General features: G+C 38.4%; 20 protein-coding genes, 1 tRNA gene and 1 pseudogene. 20 read left to right on the forward strand and 2 right to left on the reverse strand.

Annotation, left to right across the window (positions count from 1 at the left end; genetic code table 11):
- Positions 1-82 precede the first annotated feature (82 nt).
- Both eno and BG00_RS07615 read left to right on the forward strand, forming a co-directional pair.
- Positions 83-1,381: a phosphopyruvate hydratase gene (gene eno, locus BG00_RS07610; RefSeq protein ID WP_036981646.1), complete on the forward strand. Its 1,299-nt coding sequence runs from the start codon at positions 83-85 to the stop codon at positions 1,379-1,381.
- A gap of 143 nt (positions 1,382-1,524) precedes the next feature.
- Positions 1,525-2,499 carry a prolyl hydroxylase family protein gene (locus tag BG00_RS07615; RefSeq protein ID WP_036981649.1) on the forward strand — a complete coding sequence of 325 codons (975 nt, stop codon included), beginning with the start codon at positions 1,525-1,527 and terminating at the stop codon, positions 2,497-2,499.
- 13 nt (positions 2,500-2,512) lie between these two features.
- On the opposite strand, the gene mutH is transcribed toward BG00_RS07615, so the two are convergent.
- Positions 2,513-3,184: a DNA mismatch repair endonuclease MutH gene (mutH, locus tag BG00_RS07620; RefSeq protein WP_036981651.1), complete on the reverse strand. Its 672-nt coding sequence runs from the start codon at positions 3,182-3,184 to the stop codon at positions 2,513-2,515.
- A 521-nt stretch (positions 3,185-3,705) separates the two neighbouring features.
- Here mutH and rppH point away from each other — a divergent pair.
- The 18 genes and pseudogenes from rppH (at position 3,706) to BG00_RS07710 (ending at position 21,430) form a co-directional block, all read left to right on the forward strand.
- Positions 3,706-4,224, forward strand: a complete 519-nt coding sequence (gene rppH, locus BG00_RS07625) for an RNA pyrophosphohydrolase (RefSeq protein ID WP_013465620.1) — start codon at positions 3,706-3,708, stop codon at positions 4,222-4,224.
- A gap of 23 nt (positions 4,225-4,247) precedes the next feature.
- On the forward strand, positions 4,248-6,512 hold the full coding sequence (gene ptsP / locus BG00_RS07630; RefSeq protein ID WP_036981653.1) for a phosphoenolpyruvate--protein phosphotransferase: 2,265 nt from the start codon (positions 4,248-4,250) through the stop codon (positions 6,510-6,512).
- Between the two features lie 83 nt (positions 6,513-6,595).
- Entirely contained in the window at positions 6,596-7,405 is an 810-nt protein-coding gene (locus BG00_RS07635) for a sulfite exporter TauE/SafE family protein (RefSeq protein WP_036981655.1), read from the forward strand.
- Between the two features lie 12 nt (positions 7,406-7,417).
- Positions 7,418-8,221 carry a prolipoprotein diacylglyceryl transferase gene (gene lgt / locus BG00_RS07640; RefSeq protein WP_036981657.1) on the forward strand — a complete coding sequence of 268 codons (804 nt, stop codon included), beginning with the start codon at positions 7,418-7,420 and terminating at the stop codon, positions 8,219-8,221.
- A gap of 13 nt (positions 8,222-8,234) precedes the next feature.
- Positions 8,235-9,086, forward strand: coding sequence for a thymidylate synthase (locus BG00_RS07645; protein WP_036981659.1), 852 nt, complete (start codon positions 8,235-8,237; stop codon positions 9,084-9,086).
- 17 nt (positions 9,087-9,103) lie between these two features.
- The gene (galU, locus tag BG00_RS07650) at positions 9,104-9,982 is read left to right on the forward strand and encodes a UTP--glucose-1-phosphate uridylyltransferase GalU (protein WP_036981661.1); all 879 of its coding nucleotides are present in this window, start codon (positions 9,104-9,106) and stop codon (positions 9,980-9,982) included.
- Positions 9,983-10,257: 275 nt separating this feature from the next.
- Positions 10,258-11,110 (forward strand): annotated as a pseudogene (locus tag BG00_RS07655) (SPOR domain-containing protein).
- Positions 11,111-11,180: 70 nt separating this feature from the next.
- Positions 11,181-11,777 (forward strand): SPOR domain-containing protein, encoded by a 597-nt coding sequence (locus tag BG00_RS07660; protein WP_036981663.1) that lies wholly within the window; start codon positions 11,181-11,183, stop codon positions 11,775-11,777.
- A 134-nt stretch (positions 11,778-11,911) separates the two neighbouring features.
- Positions 11,912-12,541 carry a DUF4402 domain-containing protein gene (locus BG00_RS07665; protein ID WP_036981666.1) on the forward strand — a complete coding sequence of 210 codons (630 nt, stop codon included), beginning with the start codon at positions 11,912-11,914 and terminating at the stop codon, positions 12,539-12,541.
- Positions 12,542-12,566: 25 nt separating this feature from the next.
- Entirely contained in the window at positions 12,567-13,016 is a 450-nt protein-coding gene (locus BG00_RS07670; RefSeq protein ID WP_051498235.1) for a hypothetical protein, read from the forward strand.
- Positions 13,017-13,044: 28 nt separating this feature from the next.
- Entirely contained in the window at positions 13,045-13,887 is an 843-nt protein-coding gene (locus BG00_RS07675; RefSeq protein WP_036981668.1) for a fimbrial biogenesis chaperone, read from the forward strand.
- 15 nt (positions 13,888-13,902) lie between these two features.
- Positions 13,903-16,905: an MSCRAMM family protein gene (locus tag BG00_RS07680; RefSeq protein ID WP_051498236.1), complete on the forward strand. Its 3,003-nt coding sequence runs from the start codon at positions 13,903-13,905 to the stop codon at positions 16,903-16,905.
- 18 nt (positions 16,906-16,923) lie between these two features.
- A complete protein-coding gene (locus tag BG00_RS07685; protein WP_036981671.1) occupies positions 16,924-17,583 on the forward strand; it encodes an SPOR domain-containing protein in 660 nt (219 codons plus the stop codon).
- 67 nt (positions 17,584-17,650) lie between these two features.
- Positions 17,651-18,244 carry a FlgO family outer membrane protein gene (locus BG00_RS07690; protein WP_036981673.1) on the forward strand — a complete coding sequence of 198 codons (594 nt, stop codon included), beginning with the start codon at positions 17,651-17,653 and terminating at the stop codon, positions 18,242-18,244.
- 12 nt (positions 18,245-18,256) lie between these two features.
- Positions 18,257-18,934 (forward strand): FlgO family outer membrane protein, encoded by a 678-nt coding sequence (locus BG00_RS07695; RefSeq protein ID WP_036981675.1) that lies wholly within the window; start codon positions 18,257-18,259, stop codon positions 18,932-18,934.
- Positions 18,935-18,942: 8 nt separating this feature from the next.
- On the forward strand, positions 18,943-19,620 hold the full coding sequence (locus BG00_RS07700; protein WP_036981677.1) for a FlgO family outer membrane protein: 678 nt from the start codon (positions 18,943-18,945) through the stop codon (positions 19,618-19,620).
- Between the two features lie 74 nt (positions 19,621-19,694).
- Positions 19,695-19,769, forward strand: a tRNA-Arg gene (locus tag BG00_RS07705).
- A gap of 218 nt (positions 19,770-19,987) precedes the next feature.
- Positions 19,988-21,430, forward strand: coding sequence for an IS1182 family transposase (locus tag BG00_RS07710; RefSeq protein WP_036981679.1), 1,443 nt, complete (start codon positions 19,988-19,990; stop codon positions 21,428-21,430).
- 398 nt (positions 21,431-21,828) lie between these two features.
- Here BG00_RS07710 and BG00_RS07720 read toward each other — a convergent pair whose 3' ends face one another.
- Positions 21,829-22,140, reverse strand: a complete 312-nt coding sequence (locus BG00_RS07720) for a hypothetical protein (RefSeq protein ID WP_036981684.1) — start codon at positions 22,138-22,140, stop codon at positions 21,829-21,831.
- Positions 22,141-22,290: the final 150 nt, after the last annotated feature.

Consider the following 22,290-nt stretch of genomic DNA (forward strand, 5'->3'; position numbering starts at 1 on the left):
TGCATATTGCGCGGCCTTTTTTGTTTCTAAGGCTAGCCAAGGTTAGCCGTACTCACCATTTTGGGAATATAGAGGAATCAAGATGTCAGAAATCGTAAAAGTAATCGGTCGTGAAATTATGGACTCGCGTGGTAACCCAACTGTAGAAGCTGAGGTATATTTAGCTGATGGTTCATGGGGCCGTGCTGCTGCACCATCAGGTGCATCTACAGGAACTCGCGAAGCATTAGAATTACGTGATGGTGATAAAACTCGTTATTTAGGTAAAGGCGTATTAAAAGCGGTAGGTTTCATTAATAATGAAATTGCAGCGGCTTTGAAAGGTCAAAATGCACTTGCTCAAAGTGATGTAGACCAAGTAATGCTTGATTTAGATGGTACTGAAAATAAAGAAAAACTAGGTGCTAATGCTATTTTAGCGGTTTCACTTGCTAACGCAAAAGCGGCTGCACAATCTAAAAAAGTAGAGCTATACGAGCACATTGCTGACTTAAATGGCACGCCAGGTGTTTACTCTATGCCACTACCAATGATGAACATCATCAACGGCGGTGAGCACGCTGATAACTCAGTAGATATTCAAGAATTTATGGTTCAGCCAGTTGGTGCTGCTAATTTCCGTGAAGCTTTGCGTATGGGTGCTGAAGTATTTCACAGCCTTGCAAAAGTGCTTAAAGCGGATGGTCATTCAACAGCTGTTGGTGACGAAGGCGGTTTTGCACCAAACCTTGCATCAAACGAAGCAGCACTTGCAGCAATTAAAGTGGCTATTGCAAATGCCGGTTATGAGCTTGGTAAAGATATTACGCTTGCACTTGATTGTGCTGCCTCTGAGTTTTATGACAAAGAAGCAAATATCTACGACCTTAAAGGTGAAGGTAAAAAGTTTACCTCTGAAGAGTTTAACTACTTCTTAAAAGACTTAACTGAGCAATACCCAATTGTATCAATTGAAGATGGCTTAGATGAGTCTGATTGGGATGGCTTTGCACATCAAACTAAACTAATGGGCGATAAAGTTCAATTAGTGGGTGATGACTTATTCGTAACCAATACTAAGATTTTAAAACGTGGTATCGACAATGGTATTGCTAACTCAATCTTAATTAAATTTAACCAAATTGGCTCACTAACAGAAACGTTAGCGGCAATCAAAATGGCGAAAGATGCTGGTTTTACTGTTGTTATCTCTCACCGTTCAGGTGAAACAGAAGATGCAACAATTGCTGATTTAGCAGTAGGTACTGCTGCAGGCCAGATCAAAACAGGTTCATTAAGCCGTTCAGACCGTATTGCTAAGTACAACCAATTGCTTCGTATTGAAGAGAAATTAGGCGCTAAAGCACCGTACAATGGTTTAAAAGAAGTTAAAGGTCAGTAATTCTTTAATTTGTTTAAAATTATAAAAATCCTCGCTTATGCGGGGATTTTTAATCATAAATGCAAATATAACAGGTGGGTGGTTTATTGTTTGTAAATTTATTGTTACATTAGGAGCGTATTAAAAATAACAATAAAATGATTATGAAAAATAACTATGTTACTCACCTCATAAATGCCAAATATCATGGCACGCTTCCTCCAAAACAAGAAATAGTGTCTTTTGCGCTAACAGCTCCTGAATTTGTTCACTATTGGTTATGTCATGCGGTTTCATCATCAACTTCTTCTCAGGAGCTAGCCATTGTTTTATGCTTAGCTAAGTATCATAAAATTGAAGCTCTTAAGGTTTTATCTCACTTTTGGCCAATCCGAACTGCTGATCCGCAAGTAACAATTAACTTTGAAAAACATATATCAGGCCTTCCTAAGACTATACAGCAGGGTATTGAAACCGATTTAATAGGTTTGTGGAGTAGCTTAATTATACCATTGAATATTCAATCCTCTGAACAATCATTACCTGTGACAACATTAGAAACGCAACTAACGAATGAATTAGCGCAGGAGATTATAAAGCTTGCTAATAATAATTTAAATTTAGCTGGGGTGTATGCTGAAAACTCTACAAGACAAAAAGTTATAGACATCAGAGACAATGAGCAGCTTATAACACAATTACCAGTCGATAATATTTTAATAGCTATATTACAGCGCATCATATGTTCAGACGACTATGCTGACTTAGCATATGCTGAGCCTATGATTATTTATCGTTATACTCAAGGTCAGCAATACAAATGGCACTATGATTTTATTACACCTTCAAATGGAAATGCTAAAAAAGAACTTAATTTTTTTGGTCAAAGACGGCGAACACGTATTATAAATTTAAATGACGGATTTGAAGGTGGAGAAACCGCCTTTAAAGACTGGAATGTAAGTGTTAAAGCTAAGCAAGGACAAGTGATTAAATTTAATAATATGATTGGTAATCAGGTAGATAAAAACTCAGTACATAGTGGAAAGCCCGTATTATTAGGTGAAAAGTGGATTTGTACGCTTTGGATGCGAGAAAAACCTTTTTGGTTACGCGAATCTATTTGGTGCAAAAATTAATACCGACAAATAATTACAACTGAAACTGCTGTTTTAATATCTCTTTTGTAAAACTGGTTTTTAAATAAAAGCCACGGGGCAGGGTTTGTATAATTTGTCCGTTCGGGCCTATGGCATCGGTAACTACTTTGCTATTAGCAGCTTTTGGCCGTATTTGCATGGCGTCGCCTAAATGCCCTGATATTTCATCTACCCGACCAAGCGCTATAAGCTCCATTTGCTCTTCCCAGTCTCGCTGTAATTGCGCATCTTGCGCGGGGGAGGGTTGCCACAAAAAACCACTGCCTATGGTTCTATCAAACGGGGCGATATTGCGCTCACCTAAAATAGGTAACCATAAAACATGATTCAACTTTTTACGTACGCTACTTGTGTGCCAGGTCATGCCAGTTACATTTATTAATGGGGTAACCGACACAAAGGTGGTTTCTAGCGGTTTACCTTTATATGAAATGGGCAATGTTTTGAGCTCTATACCTAAATCTTCAAAGTCGGGTAGCGGTTTTGACCCTGCCGTTGCGCCTAATACATATTCAATCAGTTGACCCGTCCAGCCTTTTTCACGCAATAAATCATCTGGCGTTTTAAAGTGGTACTGCTGTGCTAGTTGTCCTAGTGTGAGTCCTGCAATAGCATCGACACGTTGCATTAATTGCTTGATTGAATGAGGTTTTAAAGGTTGCATACTGTTTATTTTAGTTGAATAAATACCAACGCCATGATAGCAAATTAGGGTGTTAGTGGATATCTTTAGCGGTTGGTTGAATTTTGTTCGCACTGTGTGTGGTGCAATTTTATGCGCTGTTTTAAAACGCTAAATTTAACTAAGTAACTGAACTGTATTGTTTTTTTTGTTTTTAGTGTTCAGTTTTAATTAAGGTCTATATTTGTTGTAAGGATAAATACAGATGTATAAACATGTTTATCCACAGATTCTGTGGAGAACATCACCTTTTAGATCTTGCATTGTGGATTTGTTTGCTAAATGAGCGTGTTTTACAAAAGTTATGCACAAGCTGTGAGTAACCAGCACAAACAGTGTGGTTTTTATGTATGGCAGTGTTATTTGTTATTTACATGCAATGGATTTTGCCATTAATTCGCCTTAACCGAGGACGTTAACGAGGCTTGTACGTAATAGTATTTGCCGTATTGCAGCTAATGTGGAACAATCATAAAAAATCGACTTACAAATGAGGCACTAAGGTGATTGATGCCGAAGGTTTTCGTGCCAATGTCGGAATTGTAATTTGCAATAATCAGGGGCAAGTGTTTTGGGCCAGACGCTATGGTCAACATTCTTGGCAATTTCCCCAAGGCGGTGTTGATGATGGTGAAACACCAGAACAAACTATGTACCGTGAATTACACGAAGAAGTAGGTTTGCGACCAGAAGATGTAGAAATAGTTGCAAGCTCAAAACATTGGTTACGCTATAAATTACCCAAACGATTAATCCGTCGCGACTCAAGTCCGGTGTGTATTGGGCAAAAACAAAAATGGTTTTTACTGAAGTTACGCTGTAAAGATGAAGATGTAAATTTACTAAAAACGCACCATCCTGAATTTGATGATTGGCGGTGGGTGAGTTATTGGTATCCAGTAAGGCAGGTAGTATCGTTTAAACGGGATGTTTATCGACGTGTTATGAAAGAGTTTGCTCCTTTTGCTATGCCCTTCAATAAGCGAGAGCAACAAAAAGACAATTGGCGAAGCAAAAGGTAGTTTTACATAAAAAGGAGCAGTGTATGCTGGCAACACTCAGATCGATAGCTGAGTCTGTTTCGCAACAAGCGAATTTAGACGATGCGTTAGTGTGCTTTGTGAAAATGGTAAAAGATGCCATGAATACCCAGTGCTGCTCCATTTATTTTGCCGATTACAGTCAAGATAACTTTGTACTAATGGCCAGCGAAGGGTTAAACCCCAATGCGGTGGGTAAATTTAGAATTGGCTTTACTGAAGGACTTGTTGGGCTAGTTGCTCAGCGCGAAGAGGCGATTAACATTGCGTTTGCTAAATCGCATCCTCGCTTTAAACTCTCCCCAGAAGTGAACGAAGAAGGCTACAACGCTTTTTTGTCTGTGCCTGTTGTTCATCAAAAAAAGGTATTAGGCGTTATTGTTGTGCAACAGAAAATGGCTCGAGTATTTTCTCAAGATGAAGAGTCGTTTTTAATTACGCTCTCAGCGCAGTTAGCTTCACAGCTTGCGCATGCCGAAATAAAAGAAGTATTGCGCCAAGATGAGTCGTCTCATCAAACATCGGTTTTAAAAGGGGTGTCTAGTGCGCCAGGCATTAGTATTGGTAAAGCCTTTGTTGTTATTCCTAAACTTAATTTTAAGTCCATAGAACTTACTAAAAATAGTGATGTGAATGAACAACGCCGTTTATTCACGCAAGCGGTTGCTGCAACGCGCAAGGAATTTAGCACCTTATCGATGACATTAAGCGATACCATACCGCAAGAAGCGTTGGCGGTGTTTGATGTGTATCAGCAATTATTGGATGCTAAAAGCTTAGGTCATAATGTTGAGGCACAATTACAAGAAGGTTGGTGTGCAAAAAGTGCATTAAAAATTGTGATTGAACGTTTAGTTGCGCAGTTTAATGAAATGCAAGACCCTTACATTAAAGAGCGTGCGGTTGATGTTAAAGACATTGGTTTACGGGTGCTTCATCACTTAGTGAATACCGAGCATGCAATAAAAGACTACCCTGAAAACACAATCCTCATCGCTCACACATTAACTCCTGCGATGTTAGCCGAAGTGCCAAATGAGCGTTTAGCAGGTGTGGTAAGCATTAATGGTTCAGCTAATAGCCATGCCTCTATTTTAACGCGAGCAATGGGGGTGCCTGCAATTTGGGGTATTGAAGATTTACCGTTATTGCAGTTTGATAACAAAGAAATGATTTTAGATGCTTTTGCTGGGCGTTTATATATTTCGCCTTCGCAAATGCTTATTGATGAGTATACCGAGTTACAACATCAAGATAACTTACTTAATAATCGTTTTTTAGAAGAGCAATCACTGCCTGCAATTACCATGGACGGGGAGCATATTAGTTTATTGCTCAACGCTGGGCTTGAACTTAATACGCAACAAAATAGTGCCCATATTTGTGATGGTGTTGGTCTTTACAGAACCGAAGCGTGGTTTATGCAAAAAGGGCAGTTTCCATCGCAGCAAGAACAAGAAAAATGGTATCGAGAAGTACTCAGTAGCTATTATCCTAACCCCGTAGTTATGCGAACGTTAGATATTGGTGGCGACAAAGTTTTAGATTATTTTAATATTACCGAAGAAAACCCGTTTTTAGGATGGCGTGGTATTAGAATTAGCCTAGATCATCCTGAGCTTTTTTTAGATCAGCTCAAAGCCATGCTCAAAGCGAATGTTGGCTTAGGTAATTTAAAAATAATGCTGCCTATGATCAGTGGCACTGATGAAGTTGAAGAGTCGCTGGCATTGTATAACCAAGCCTATTATGAGTTAAGCGAAACATTTCCTGAGCAACTAATAGAAAAGCCAGATATTGGCATTATGCTTGAGGTACCTTCAAGTGTATTTATGCTGCCAGAGTGGTCTAGAAAAGTCGATTTTTGCTCAGTGGGTAGTAACGATTTAACTCAGTATTTATTAGCGGTAGATAGAGCAAATGCCCGTGTGGCCGATTTATTCAATCCTTATCATCCAGCTGTGTTACGTGTATTAAATAATATTGCCAGCGAATGTGAGCACTATGAATTGCCCTTTAGTTTATGTGGTGAGCTTGGCGGCGATCCCGAGGGAGCAATATTACTCATTGCCATGGGCTATAGACGCTTAAGTATGAACTTATCGTCGTTAAATAAAGTGAAATGGGTGCTTAGGCGCTTAAATGTTAGTGATATGGAACAATTACTGAGCGAGTGTTTAGCACAGCCCAATGCTAAACAAGTGTTGCGTTTAACCCGTAATTTTATGATAGAGCATCAGCTAGGTAATTTATTTTATACACCTAAATGATAGAGCTATTATAAATGATAGAGCTGTTATTGTTTATATAATCAATTAAAATATACATATTCTTAAATGTATTAGAGATAACTATGTATGAACTAGGACTTCTAGTTGCAAGTTGTGCGTTATTAGGTTGCATTGTTGGTTTTTTAGCAGGACTTCTAGGCATAGGCGGTGGTTTAATCATTGTGCCGGTGCTAACGAGCTTGTTACTGGGTTTTAATGTGGCCGCTGCCGATCATGTATTAGTTATTGCTATTGCGACATCTTTAGCCTCTATTTTATTTACCTCGACCTCTTCAGCGTTAGCTCATCATAAAAATGATAATGTGCCTTGGAAAATTGCCCCTTGGGTAATGTCGGGTGTGGCCATTGGTGCCTTGATTAGCGGCTTTGCTGCCAGCTTTATACCTGAGAAAATGTTACGAACCGTGTTTGCGGTGAGTGTGGTTTTTATTGCTATGAGAATGGTGCTTTCTGCCCGTAATAAAGTGAGCGTAGGTCACCCGATGCCTGCAGGCCCCGTGCTAGGAAGTATTAGTGCGATAATGGGGGCACTATCTGGGTTGATTGGGATTGGCGGTGGCGCATTACTTGTGCCTATGCTGCACTATTTTTCGGTTGATATTAAAAAGGCAATTGGTTGCGCTGCTGCATGTGGTATTGTAATTGCCTTTTTTGGCTCTATTGGTTATATCAGCGCCGGTTGGCGAGTAAGTGACTTAGCGCATGGTTTTATGGGATTTGTTTATTTACCTGCATTGTTAGGGATTGTTGTTACCTCATGGTTTATAGCGCCAATAGGCGCCAAAGCAACACATTACTTACCTGTAAATACAATTAAGAAAGTTTTCGCGATGTTACTTGTTATCATCGCTATTAAAATGGTTTTTAGCTAAAGGTTTATTTTTATGGCACTGGAGTTTCCTCAAATTGATCCAATAATTTTTTCTATTGGACCACTTAGCGTTCGTTGGTATGGATTAATGTACTTAATTGGTTTTGCGTTTGCGATGTGGTTTGCTAATCGCCAAGCTAGTAAGTCCGGTTCAGGTTGGACTAAAGACGAAGTCAGCGATTTACTCTTTTACGGCATGCTGGGCGTTATATTAGGTGGGCGTATTGGTTATGTTCTGTTTTATCAATTTAGCTATTTTATCGAAAACCCCTTATATTTGTTTAGAATAGACCAAGGAGGCATGTCGTTTCATGGTGGAACACTGGGGGTGATCACTGCAATTGCTATTTTTGCTTACAAGCGTAAAAAATCGTTATTACAAGTCGGTGATTTTGTAGCACCTTTAGTGCCTGTTGGTTTACTGGCTGGGCGTATAGGTAACTTTATTAACGGCGAATTATGGGGGCGTACCACTGATGTTCCGTGGGCAATGGTGTTTCCAACTGGAGGCCCGCTTGCACGCCACCCTTCACAACTTTACGAAGCTTTTTTTGAAGGGTTTGTATTGTTTGTCATATTACTGTGGTTTATTAAGCGTCCACGTCCTGCGGGAAGTGTGTCGGGTTTGTTTTTACTGGGTTACGGCGTATTTAGATTTTGTATTGAATATTTTCGCCAACCAGATGCGCAATTGGGTTTATTTGCCGACTTTATCTCTATGGGGCAAATTCTATCGTTACCAATGATAATTGGCGGGTTAGGCTTACTTATTTGGGCCTATAAACAACCACAGTCAAAAACAGCGGCAAAAGCTTAAAAGAAGAAGTTAGATGAAACAATATTTAGAATTATGTCAGCGCATTGTTGACGAAGGGCAGTGGGTCGAAAATAAGCGTACCGGTACACGTTGTTTAACGGTTATAAACGCTGATTTAGAATACGATGTGGCTAATAATCAGTTCCCTATGATCACCACGCGAAAAAGCTATTACAAAGCAGCTATTGCTGAATTGTTAGGTTATTTAAGAGGCTATGATAGTGCTGAGCAGTTTCGTAATATAGGCTGTAAAACTTGGGATGCCAACGCCAATGAAAATAGTGCCTGGCTCAATAATCCTAATCGTAAAGGTGAGGATGATATGGGGCGCGTTTATGGCGTGCAAGGACGAGGCTGGCAACGCCCTGATGGTTCAACATTGGATCAACTGGCAAAGGTTATTAATAATTTAAAAAATGGCATAGATGATCGCGGCGAAATTATTACATTTTACAACCCTGGTGAATTTGAACTTGGTTGCCTGCGCCCATGTATGCATACGCATACCTTTTCATTACTAGGCGACACCCTGTATTTAACCTCGTACCAACGAAGTTGTGATGTACCGCTAGGTCTAAACTTTAATCAAATTCAATGTTTTGTTTTATTGGCACTGGTTGCACAAATTACTGGCCACAAAGCCGGTAAGGCATATCATAAAATCACCAATGCCCACATTTACGAAAATCAGCTCGATTTAATGCGAGATGTGCAATTAAAGCGCGAGCCATTTGCTTCTCCTCAATTAAAAATTAACCCAAAGATTAAGTCGCTCGAAGATATAGAAACATGGGTAACACGTGATGACTTTGAGGTGGTTGGTTATCAATGCCACGAGGCTATTCAATACCCATTTTCAGTTTAAAAAATAAGGAGAGCATAATGAAAGCAGTGATCCCCGTAGCCGGCCTTGGAACACGTATGTTACCGGCTACTAAAGCAATTCCAAAAGAAATGCTGCCCGTTGTAGACCGTCCACTCATTCAATACGTTGTTAGCGAAGCGGTTGCCGCAGGCATTAAAGAGATAGTGCTAGTAACGCATTCGAGTAAAAACTCGATTGAAAACCATTTTGATACCAGCTTTGAACTAGAGGCAACGTTAGAGAAACGTGTAAAGCGGCAATTACTTGCCGAAATACAGTCTATTTGTCCTAAGGACGTGACGATTATTCATGTACGTCAAGGTGAAGCAAAAGGCCTAGGCCATGCTATTAACTGTGCCGCCCCTATTATTGGCAATGAACCTTTTGTGGTTATTTTACCCGACGTTATTATTGATGATGTAGAAAGTGACCTAACAAAAGACAACTTAGCTGAAATGATTACTCGCTTTGAGCAAACTAAACACAGTCAAATTATGGTTGAGCCAGTCCCTAAAGATGACGTAGATAAATTTGGTGTTGTGGATTTAGGTGATGTTGAGTTAAACCAAGGTGAAAGCTCACCCATTGAGAGCATGGTAGAAAAACCACCCGTTGACGAGGCACCTTCAAACCTTGCTGTGGTTGGTCGTTACGTATTGAGTAAAAACATTTGGCCATTACTGGCTAAAACCCCTCAAGGTGCTGGTGATGAAATTCAGCTAACAGATGCAATAGCCATGCTTATGCAAGATGAAAAAGTAGATGCCTACGCAATGAAAGGCCGAAGCCATGATTGCGGCAGTAAAATTGGTTATTTAAAAGCAACCATTGAATTTGCTCTTCGTCGTGATGAATTCGCCGGTGAGCTTAAAACGTTTATTAAAACGTTAATTTAAATAAACTTATCATTATTAGAAGCGCCTATATGGCGCTTTTTTTGATTGTAAAATAGCTTTTTAGTATTTTAAATTATCACTATTTTTGCAGTTATACAGACATATTTAACATTGTGTTGTAATCGCTATGTTAAATCAGGTTGTTTTGTTGTTAACGTGTTTTGTTGGTTCAATTGAAAATTGACTTAATTGAGCGGTCTAAACTATTGAAAGAGAAACAATCAATGTGTGAATACAGCAAAAAGTATCACCGATATCTGTTAGTCGTATTACTGTTGTTATTAAGTACTGGTTGTACGATATCGCCTGATAAAACATCATTAAATGAACAAGTTAAAGATTCACCTGAATATGTAACCATCACAGCGCTCGAGCTTGCTCAACTAAAAGATGCCGCCTTGCAATGGCAGCAAGCACTCTCTGGGATAAAGCGGCTATTAAAGTTAGAACGTGAGCTCACATATTTAGTTGATAACCTGGATATTATTAACAGTAAAGCAATAGCGCAATCTAATCAGGCTATTAGCAATCGTTATGCTCGCTCAGTAATAAACACAAAAGCGCCGCTAAATCTTAGATATGGTAATAATTACGCAAGCACTTCAACTAAAGTTGAACGACCAAGGCAAAGGTATAGTAATCGCTACGCAAAATCCTCTAAAGGGGACGCTCCATACAATCAGCGACACAATAGTCGCTATGCTAGCGTGCCTACAAAAATGATTAAAGCCCCTTCAAAAAGCTACAGTAAGCACGCTGTTAGTTTGCCTGTGAAAGCAACGAACTCAATTGTGAAGAAAAAAGTATTCCCTCAAACATCGAAGCTAACAAAAGTGACAATGGTTGATACCAACAAAAAAAGTATTTGCATTGCAGGTTGCGTCACTCGATTCACAAGAGAGTGTTGCTAAAGAATGGAAGCAAATTAACAAAAAAGCAGCGCCTTTGTTTAAGGACAAAATCACGACAAATATTGAAAAAGCAAAGGTTAATAACAAAACCTATTATCGACTAAAATTAGGTGAGTATTTTAACTTTAAAAGTGCAGAGGATGATTGCGAGGTATTTAAATTTTATAAAGTTGACTGTTTTGTGAGTAACTACACTGACGGACCAATCAGGTTATAAAACAATATTACTTGGCGCTTTTATTGCATAATAGCTTTAGATAGCGAGTCTTTTGTAATGGGTGCCTAAAGTGAAACTTCATTTAATAACATTATTAATACCATTTGCATTAGCTGGTTGCAGCAACCAGCTAATGCCCACCGATCCACAAAGCGATAAGCTTGTGCGTGAAAAAGATATAAAGCCTTACCTAGAGCAATGGGATAACAACAAAGAGCAAATAGCGCGCTTAAGCACCATGGAAGAAGACTTATCGTTATTGATTCAAGCACTTTCTGCACAAACAGATATTGATACCCTACCAGAGCCGATGAAAGAGAAAATTAAACGTGTTGAGTATGGCTCTAAGCAATCGTTACAACCCTCATCAGAAACCGTTTTAGCAGATAATACTACCAGTACAAATAAAGCGATTTACGGTGTGCAAATTGGTCGCTATTTAATTTCTAACGGAGCCAAAAGGCAAGTGCAGCGACTAAAAGAGCAATACCCTCAGTTAAACAGTATTTTGCAATACCGCATTAATGAGCAACAAAAAGAATCCACTACGTTTTATGATGTTGTAGCAGGTCCTTTGAAAAATCAACAACAGGCGGCGCAGTTGTGTTTGTTTTTTTATAAGATGGGTAATAAGTGTACCTTAGCGTCATTTTTAGAGGATGTTTAATGTTTTTTTACGCTTATTTTTGCACCCTGTTATTATAAATCAAAATAAAGTAAATATTTTCTAACTTTTTAGTGATTTTGGCCGATACTTAAATTAACCTGAACAAAAGGTTAATAAAAATTTAAGGGATAATTATGAATAAAAGATTTATTAAAGCAGCAACGGCTGTGTCTGTAGCCGTAGCTTCATTTACTTCTTTTGTGGTTTCGGCTGAAACGGCAAATGTTGTAGCGTCAGTTCAAGTAAAAAACACCTTCGATTTTGCAGCAGGGGATCCGATGAATTTTGGTGTTATTCGTGTTACTAATGGTGGCGGTGCTGATGATTTTGCATCTGTAATTTTGCCCCCATTAGCCGGAAGCAATCCAGGTTATATTCCAACTTCAGGTACAGCTAGTACCGATGCAAAAATTAGCGTGTTAGATTCAACCGACTTTGCGCCCGCAACTTTTACCATATCTGGTGCTTCAAATTTTACTGATATCGTAATTCAAAAAATAGATGATGTAACTATGACAACGCAAGATGCGCCTCCAGGCGGACCCGGTTTTACATTGTCAGATTTTAAGTATTACGTAGTTGATGGTACTAACGATGGAGTTACGGGTGAAATAGATGGTTTAGCTAGTTTAGTTACTACAGATATTGATGGAGCAGCCACCTTTAGTGTTGGCGCTACTTTAACAACTGATAAGGCTGTATTCACCCAATATGGTGATGTAGCGTATACAGGCGATGTTGCAGTAACTGTTGAATACCAATAAAGAGATTGGCTTAGGTTACTAATAAATGTTGAATCAATTTTGTTTCTGTTCTATTGTTTTTTCATTTAGTGCAGTATCCCAAGTTTCTGTTTTGCAACCGCTCAATTTTGGTACTATTGTTGTTGCCAAAAATGAACGTGTAAGTACACTTGAACTGCTACCCAATGGCCGCAGTTCAAGTACTAACGATATTCACATGATAGAAGCTGGAGAAGCAGCTAATATTTTAATAGAAAATTTTCCTCCAAGAATTCAGTTAACAATATCTGATGCAGTAATCAATACACCTCTAACTCGCAGCAGTGGAGGGATCTCATTCACCCTTAATAAGCTTATTTATCAACACGATATTGTAACTAATGGTTTAGGAATTGCTGAGCTGAATATAGGTGGCCAAATTAGTACATCAGGTAGTGGTGGTAACTATTCTGATGAAGAATTTAAATCTGTAATTCAAATAACAATTGAATATTAATTACCAGAATAATAAAGGAATATATTTAATGAGCCGATGCTTTGTCATTACTTTTATACTTTTTCATATGCTTATTAGCTTTTCAAGCACTGCAAATTTACTTATTTCTCCTACTCGCATTGAGTTCGATGACCGCCAACGTGTAGCTAAAGTGATACTTATTAATAGCGGTAGTGAATACAAGACATACCGTTTAGAGTGGCAAGAAAAAATAGCACAGGCACAAGGAGGATACAAAACGCTAGCTAATAATATAGTAAATCCGCAAGCTTTAAGCCAAATGATACGGATGAGTCCTTCACAAGTCCGGTTAGCTCCTGGCGAACGTCAAATAGTTAAACTTGCATTACGAAAACCAAAAGGTTTGGTTGCAAATGAATATCGCTCCCACTTACTATTAAAGGCTTTACCAAATGATGAGCAAAGTAGTAACAACGCAGGTATAGGTGTTAATGTTAATTTTATTTTGAGTTATTCAATCCCTATTATTTTGCGCCAAGGCAAACTAATTAACCCTGAAGTAAATATAGAGGATATAAAACTTGTTCAAAATGAAGTAGAACAAGTAGACTCTATTGAATTATTAATGTCTCGAAGTGGAAAGTATAGTTCATTTGGTAAAGTTGAAGCGTATTTTACGGCTAAATCAGGTAACAAAGAAAGAAAAGTTTCTATACTAAACGATTTTAGTATTTACCCTGAATTAGATCAAAAAACTCTGAACATGTCTCTATTAAAACCAGGAATGATTCAACCACCAGGCATACTGCGAATAATGTATAAAGGTCTAAATAAATATAACAAACACATTTTTGTGGATAAGGCTTTCGCCATCGATGAAAACGGCTCTGCCACTGTGCTATTAAATTAGTTTTTGATTAAATATATGCGTTTATTTTTATTGCTGACTTTATTACTTAATGCATCTTCTGTATACGCTGAAGGTACTCAAGCAGAAAGCGATTTGTATGATTTATTGTCAAATATTAAAAAAAAATGGGCGCTTTTAGATAATTCGAAAAATAAAAATCTAATTAATACTACCTTGCCTGATAAAAGCGTTAATAACATTGAGGAAATATCTACGGGTATACCGACTGGAGAGTTGTTAGTTTTATCTGCAAGGTTAGATGACTTATATTTAGGGGAAGTTATAGCAATCAAAAGCCCTGAAAGTGCATGGATAGATTTAAGTAGCTTGGTCGAGCAACTTGATTTTGCTATTGAAGTAAATAATGAAGTTAAACAAGCTGAAGGATGGTTTATTAATAAAAGTAACCACTTCAAATTAGACCTTACTTCTTTAACAGTAAAAGTGAAAAACGATATACTTTCAATTAAGTCAGGTGATTATTACCTTGATAATGGAGATGTTTTTATCTCTACAGAGCAACTAAATAACTGGTTTGACATAGGCATTCAGTTAGACTTTGGAGCGCTAAGACTTAATTTAAATCCCCGAAACACTTTGCCAATTGAGCAAAAAATGAAGCGAGAGGAACGAAAGTTTTATAAAAATAGCGCCTCTTCGAACCCAACTTTACCCTGGAAAGCTAGCCCCTATAAAGCCTTTTCAACTCCAGTTGCTGATTTGCAGTTAAGCCTGACAGCTAGTAATTCAAGAAACAATTTGACTTATTCTCTTCTAGGATCGCAAGATCTCGCTCATTTAAGTGCTGAGTATTATTTAGCTGGGCAAAGTCAAGATTTATTAGGTGATTCTCGTTTGAGCTTTTCTCGTCAATTTAATGATGTAAGCTCTTTCAGCGTAAGCAATTTTGAGTTTGGTGATATATTACCAGTAAGAAGTGCTGGAGGGCCTAGTAGCTCTTATGCACGTGGAATTAAGATCAACAATAAGCCATTATATAAAGAAGTTAATGGTAACTTAATAACGCTCAGTGGGGCAATTACAGCAGGGTGGGATGTAGAACTATACAGAAATAATATATTAATTGAGCAGCAGCTTAGTTTGTCTGATGGTCTATATTATTTTGAAGATGTTTCGCTTTTATTTGGTAGTAATACCTTTGAGCTCATTTTTTATGGTCCGCAAGGACAAGTTGAGCGCAAGGTCGAAGAGTTTATTATTGATGGAAATAGTTTGAAAGGAAGTGAGGCTTATTATGAGTTATCGCTGACTCAGCAAGGCGAAAAATTACTAGAAAATAATAAAAACAATGAAAGTGGCTGGTTGTTTTCTGGTAGATATGAGCAAGGTATTTCTGATTATGTATCTATTTATACTGGTGGAACTTCGTTGTTTAACACTAGAGATGGTAATGATGAATTAAATTCTTATACATTAGGTTCCAACTTAAGCCTATTAAATAAATTTTTAATTAATTTTAACTATAACCAAAATAACAATAATGAAACAGATTTAGGGTTGACGGCGCGGACTGAGTATAATGAACAGTCTTTAAGACTGGATATTACAAAGTCTTCAAAATTACTTACTAATTCAACAAGTGAACAGAAGCTATATAGCGACTCTCGGCTAATTGCATTTAGTATGTCAGGAAGTTTAATGCGTAATCACCTTGGGAACTTAAATTACCAAAATAATTTTTATAGCGCTCAGAACGATCAAAAAAATAATAAATACAGTTTTGGTAATATTCTGAATTACTCATTAGGTGGGTTTAGTATAAATAACAACATCCAATGGAACCATTCTAATAATGACTCCAGTGATACCATCATAGGCAGAAGCTTACTACAAAAACGTTTTGGTTCATTAGGAACTCGTTTAGGTGTCGGTTATTCAGTACAGCCGCATGCAGAAGTAACAGATTATGAGTTGCAATTAAATCGCTTTTTCTTAAACTCCTTAGACGGTGAATTAAAATTAAAAAACCAACTATACACAGGTCTGAAATCGACAGAATTAGGATTGAATTGGCGCACTGATTCTCTGAGCTTATATGGTAGCGTTGGTTATAATTCTGATGATGAGTGGCGCGTTGGTGTATTTAGCCGCTTTAGTTTGGGTTACGATAGCCAAAATAATGATTATTTTATTAACAAACGTAGTTTAGTGAATAATGGTTCTTTAATGGTGCATGTATATCTTGATGCAAATAATAATGGTATTTATGACGATGGTGAGCAGAATTTAGAAGGCGTAAAAGTTAAAGGTTTACAAAACTACCGAAGAGCTGTTACTGATAAAAACGGCATGGCTTTATTATCGGGTATGCCAGCTAATTTAACAACCGACATAGTGATTGAGCCTGGTAGTATTAGTGAGCCTTTTTTAGTTGCCGCCAACGATGGCTTTTCTATTACACCTCGTGCCGGTTTTGTCGAATATATGGAAATGCCGCTTAACAACAGTAGTGAATTAGAGGGAACTGTTTACAAACAAGATGAGCAAGGCAGTAGTGAAGTACAGCCTTTTGCTACCGTTAAATTACTCGATAAACAAGGTAAACAAGTGGCACAAACGCAGGCTGCTTATGATGGTTATTATTTGTTTACCGATTTACGCCCTGGCGAATATAAAGCGGTTATAGATGATGAGTTTAAGCAGCGTAAATCCTTAAAAGATACGCAACAGGTGGTGGTTAAATTACCAGCACAAGGTGAAGTGGTAATGGGCGTTGACTTTGAGCTGAAAGAAAAAACACAAACGCCAGCGTATATTGCTAATGCGGGTGGGTTTTCATCATTGCCGATTATGAAAGCGTATTATCAATTAATTAAGCGCCATCTAAATGAGCAATCAAAGCGTGATGCTTTTTATATTAAAGACGATAAACAAAAACGGTATATTTTAGCCGTCGCTTATGCCGAGTCTGCCCAAGGAGAGCTTGAACAAGTATGCGCAGAATTAAAAGTGAAAGGTTTGAACTGCCAAGTCCAAGCGCAACTTATTAGCCACTAATAACAATAAGGTTTAACCATGCAACATGCTAATTTATATAAACGCTATTCAATACTCATCGCCTGTATTGGTGCTCTTTTTATATCTGGATGCAGTAGTCCCAAAACAGCAGTAGAGTCGCCTCAGCCTAAACAAGCCAGTGCAAGCCTTTCTGACGAGGAGTTAGCGCAGCTAAAAGCATCGTCTCAGCAGTGGCAAGCAGCCAAAGCGGGTGTTGAGCGTTTATTAGTGATTGAACAAGACTTAAAGCTATTAATAAGCCAATTAAATGCAGTGGCAAATCAAGACACCGCATCAACAAATACGCCTCCAGTACCAACAGCTAAAGCTTCAACAGAAACGGTAGCACCAAAAGTAGCACAAAAAGCTAAAGTAGCAACGAATACGGCTGATGAAAAACAAGCCGTTAAAGCGCTGTTTGCCCTCCAAGTTGCAGCCGTTACCGACAAAGACCGACTTAGCCAAAGTTTAAATGAAATAAAAGCCAGCGCATCTTCGTTATTTGAGGGGGAGTTTGTGGCGAATGTAGAAACTATCAACGTGAGTGGCATGACTTACTACCGTTTAAAGCTTGGGGCTTATCAGGAACAAGCGAATGCGGCTGCTGATTGCGATAAACTTAAACAGCGCCAAATCAACTGCATTGTGAGTCATTACACGCAGCAGCCTTTAAAATAAATATGTGACAAGGGTGTTCGGCATAATAATTGCTTTGTAACTATTATGTTTTTAGAGGATGGCAACTATGCGCCTTTTGTTACCCTTACTATTATTAAATTTAGCGGGCTGTAGTTTAACACCTCAGCCAAAGCCGAGTATAAGCACTGATGCGCCTAAAGCGGTTATGGCACCTTATACGGTGAACCAGTACTTAAGTAGCTTAAGTGCCCAGCTTAGCCATATTAAAGAGCCTTTTAAAAGCACTGCTTCAATTGCGGTCAGTAGCTTTTATTTAGCAGATGCCCTAGATTCTCACGTTGCTCAAGGGCAAGGGGCAGGGCTTAGCCAGCAAATTCAGGAAAGCTTAATAACCCAATTCACCCAATTAGGTTATAACACGGTTGAATACCGGCTTGAAAACCAACTTAACTTATCAGCGAGTGCAGACTCAGTACTTAGCCGCAATACTGGCAACTTAAAGCAGCGTCAGATTATTGACTTTGTCATCACCGGTACTTTAACCCGTCAAGAGCATGCTTATATTGTTAATGCTCGCATGGTAAATATGCAAACCAACCAAGTTGTATCTGCCGGCAGTACTGAAATTCCCATCAATGTGATGTGGAGCAATGAAAAAATACAGCAGCGCGGTGACTACATTTACCGCAGTGAATATTAATTAGGAGCACACATGAAACGCCTACTATTAACTTTATGTTTGCCACTAGGCTTTGGTTGTTCACACATGACAAACCATAGTGACACACAAATTACCGACGATGCGCCTATGTTTTTTGAGCAACGCCCTGTAGCCGCACCTACACAAAGCGACTCGCTGTATCAAAATAAAACAGCAGTGATGAATAAAAACAAACAAGTTAACACGCCAACACGTAAAAATATTAATCACTATGTGCGTGGCATCATGCAAGACATGGCTGAAAATTTACAGTACGTAAATACTAAAACGCCATTAGCGGTATCAAGCTTTGTTTTTTTAGACCGTGACTACAACAATGCTGACTTAGTGGGTAACCAAATCGCAGAGAGCTTTATGCATGAGCTGCATAATTTTGGTGTGCCGGTCATTGATTTTAAAACCACCGATTATATGCGCGTAACGCCTGGCGGCGATTTTGTTTTTAGTCGCGACTACTTAGAGCTTAACCAAGAACAAAACTTTAGTTACGTATTAGCAGGCACGCTAGTAAACCACCAAGGCGGCATATTAGTAAACGCACGTATTGTTGGCTTAGCGAGTAAAGCGGTTGTAGGCTCTGCACAGGGCTTTATTCCACAATCAGTTATTGATGCGCTAAATAGCAGTAACAGTGCTGATGGTATTATGCTTAAACAAGCGAGTAAGTGAGGTTTATCATGGCTAACTTAGCTAAGCGCCCAGCTTTAATTAGCATAAGTGCATTATCACTATTACTTTCAGGCTGTAATTTACTTGGTGAATCTAACATGGCTGAACCCGTAAAATCTGAGCCAGAACAAACAGTGGTAAGCAATCTTGATTTTAACCAGATCATGGCGCAAATGCAGCAAAATGACGAGCAAGAACAATACGCCGATACAACGCAGTTTAACCCAAACAAGCATCATAAAAGCTTAGTTAACTACGTAGAGCAAATGGCACTTGATTTAACCGACACCATGCAAGTAGCCCCGCAATATGCAGCGATTGCAGTCACGTCTTTCGTTGATTTAGACGCAAGTTTAACTACAGCAAGCCAGTTAGGTAATCAGTTATCAGAAACCTTTATACATCAGCTGCAAAAATTTGGTTATAGCGCGGTTGATTTTAAAACAGCCAATTTAATTACCGTTAATGAACAAGGCGACTTTGCATTCACCCGCAACACTCGTAAACTTGCAGGTACGAATATAGCTAGCCATGTTTTATCGGGTACATTAATATACCGTGCAGATGGGGTTGTTATTAACGCTCGCGTAATAAATATTGAAAATAAGCGCCTTGCAGCCAGCAGCCGAACATTTATACCGCTTTACGTATTAAATAAAGAAGATATATATTTATCAAGCAATTAACTTAATTTGAGGCTTGATATAAAAAACCAGATACCGTTATAATTTCTAAACACTTAGTACTTAGCACCCAGCGTGGCCTCTTAGTTAAATGGATATAACGGCCCCCTCCTAAGGGGCAGTTACAGGTTCGATTCCTGTAGGGGCTACCAATAAAATCAATGAGTTATGCTCTTTCTTTGTTTCTATATCAACTCTATGTAGTCTATTTGTAGCAATGTCAGCTATGTGCCCAGACTGTGTGAAAACTCTGATCACCTTTTGGTCTAAGTATGTTCTGCTTATGATCTATTAATCTATACATTTAGTTCACTTAATATACTGATATTTATATAATTAGACTATTGATTCAGTTGAGGGTTGAGGCAGTATGTCAAAGTTTATAAGCGGTGAAAGTCGTGACCAATCAACGTTATTTCCAGAATCGTTGGAAGATTACGTCAGTGAAGATAATACGGTCAGAGTGATTGATGTTTTCATTGAGGAACTAAATCTAGCTGAATTGGGGTTTAAAGGATTAACTTTAAAGTCCACAGGTCGCCCTAAGTATCATCCAGCCACATTATTAAAACTGTATCTTTATGGTTACCTCAACCGTATTCAATCATCCCGCCGATTAGAAACCGAATGCCAACGCAATATTGAACTGATGTGGCTACTTGGTAAGTTGGCACCCGACTTTAAAACGATTGCTGATTTTAGAAAAGACAACGGAGATGGTATAAAAAATGTGTGCAAAACGTTTGTTGAAGTCTGCCGTCGTCTGAATATGTTTGAGAAACCAGTTGTTGCCATCGATGGTAGTAAGTTTAAAGCTAGCAACAACAAAGGCAATAATTTTACGCCAAGCAAAGTTAAATTCCACATCGACCGAGTCGAAAAGAACATTGAACGTTACCTTGAATTACTTGATGAAGCCGATAAAGAGCAAGCTAACGTCACAAAAATTAAAGCCACAAAAGATAGGCTAGCTGACTTTCGCAGCCAGTTAAAAAAACTACACGAGATTAAAGAACAAGTTGAAGCTCATCCTGACAAGCAAATATCCACTACTGATCCTGATTCACGTTTAATGAAAACTCAAGGTTTTACAAGAGTTGTGAGTTATAACGTGCAAAGTGCGGTTGATACCAAGCACCACCTTATAGTGGCGCATGAGGTGACCAACGTGCCAGATAGAGGCCAGCTTGCGTCAATGACAAAACTCGCACAAAAAGCATTGCGCAAGGAAGATATAAGGGTATTAGCAGATAAAGGTTACTTCAGTCAGCCCGATATAAAAGATACTATCGATTTGGGTGCAGAGCCAATCATGCCCAAGACGGATACATCGTCCTCTGAAAAGAAAGGGATATTTAACCGCTCACTCTTCAAATACGATGCAAATAAAGATATTTACTTATGCCCCGCTGGTAATGAACTTCAAAATCGAATGCAGGTATTTGAGCAAGGTAAATACCTTGATGTTTACTTCAATCACATTGCTTGTCGAGATTGTAAAATAAGAAGTCAGTGCACTAACTCTAAAAAAGACCCTAGGCGAATAAGGCGGTGGGTGCATGAGATTCTGACAGAAGAAATGCTTCAAAAGCTAAAGAATGAACCTGAATTGATGCTTCATCGCAAGCAAACTGTTGAGCACCCCTTTGGCACAATTAAACTCTGGATGGGAGCTACCCACTTACTAACACGAGGTTTAAAAAGCGTGAGTACAGAAATAAATCTTCATGTTCTGGCTTACAACTTCAGAAGAATGCTCACAATTATGGGAGTTAATGGTCTAAGTAAAGCGATTAGAGTAGCGTTGCTATAGCAGTTTCGCTCGCGCGGAGAAAATTGTGATACTGAGAAAAAATCGATCGCAACCATCCTAGATGGTTTTAAACTAAGAACATACCCAAGACAATTTATTAAAAATTAGTTTTTACACAGTCTGTGCCATTTGCGGATGAAAAGTGAATTTGAAAGCCTGTTGGGTGGCGCCTTCGGCTTAACCAACCTACCTTTTGACTTGGGTCGGATAAGTGGTGAAGCTAAGCCACAACATCCGACAAAAATGTATTACTATGTACGTTGTACGAGTTTTGCTTCCAGATTAGCGGTATACTCATTTACATTTGCAAGCTCATGCTCTAACTGGGTCTTTATAGAAGTAATTGATTCATTGTTTGAGATATGATTAGTTCCGTCATTACAACCATTTAGCTTCAATTATGTAACCTGAGCAGAAGTGCCATAAGAACTAATTAATGCAGTTAAAGCGCTAATTTCAGTCTGTTGCTCTTGTTCTATTGCTGATTTATTTAATTCAATTTTAAGTTTTTCAATTTCTTCCTTTTGGATGCTTACCGAATAAATAAGCCAGATGACGGCAAACAGTGCAATCACAACACCAGCAGTACCGCTCAAATAACTGTCAAATGCTCCCCAGTCATTGGAATTTTTGGATAATAAACCATTAAAAACGCTCACATATGAAAATATGGCGACGACTAACGTTGTTACTACAACTAATAAAGACAAAAAGGTTTCCAAAATTTTTTAATCCACATATAAGATTCCAATTATTATATAACAGCTTTGTCTGAGGACACTTTTCCTATTTTAGCGTGAAAACATCCTTATTTTATGAACTTATTTAAATATGTGAAAAAGGGAAGAATATCCTTTTAT

The sequence above is a fragment of the Pseudoalteromonas sp. SCSIO_11900 genome, assembly GCF_000576475.1.
GTDB classification, from domain to species: Bacteria; Pseudomonadota; Gammaproteobacteria; order Enterobacterales; family Alteromonadaceae; genus Pseudoalteromonas; species Pseudoalteromonas tetraodonis.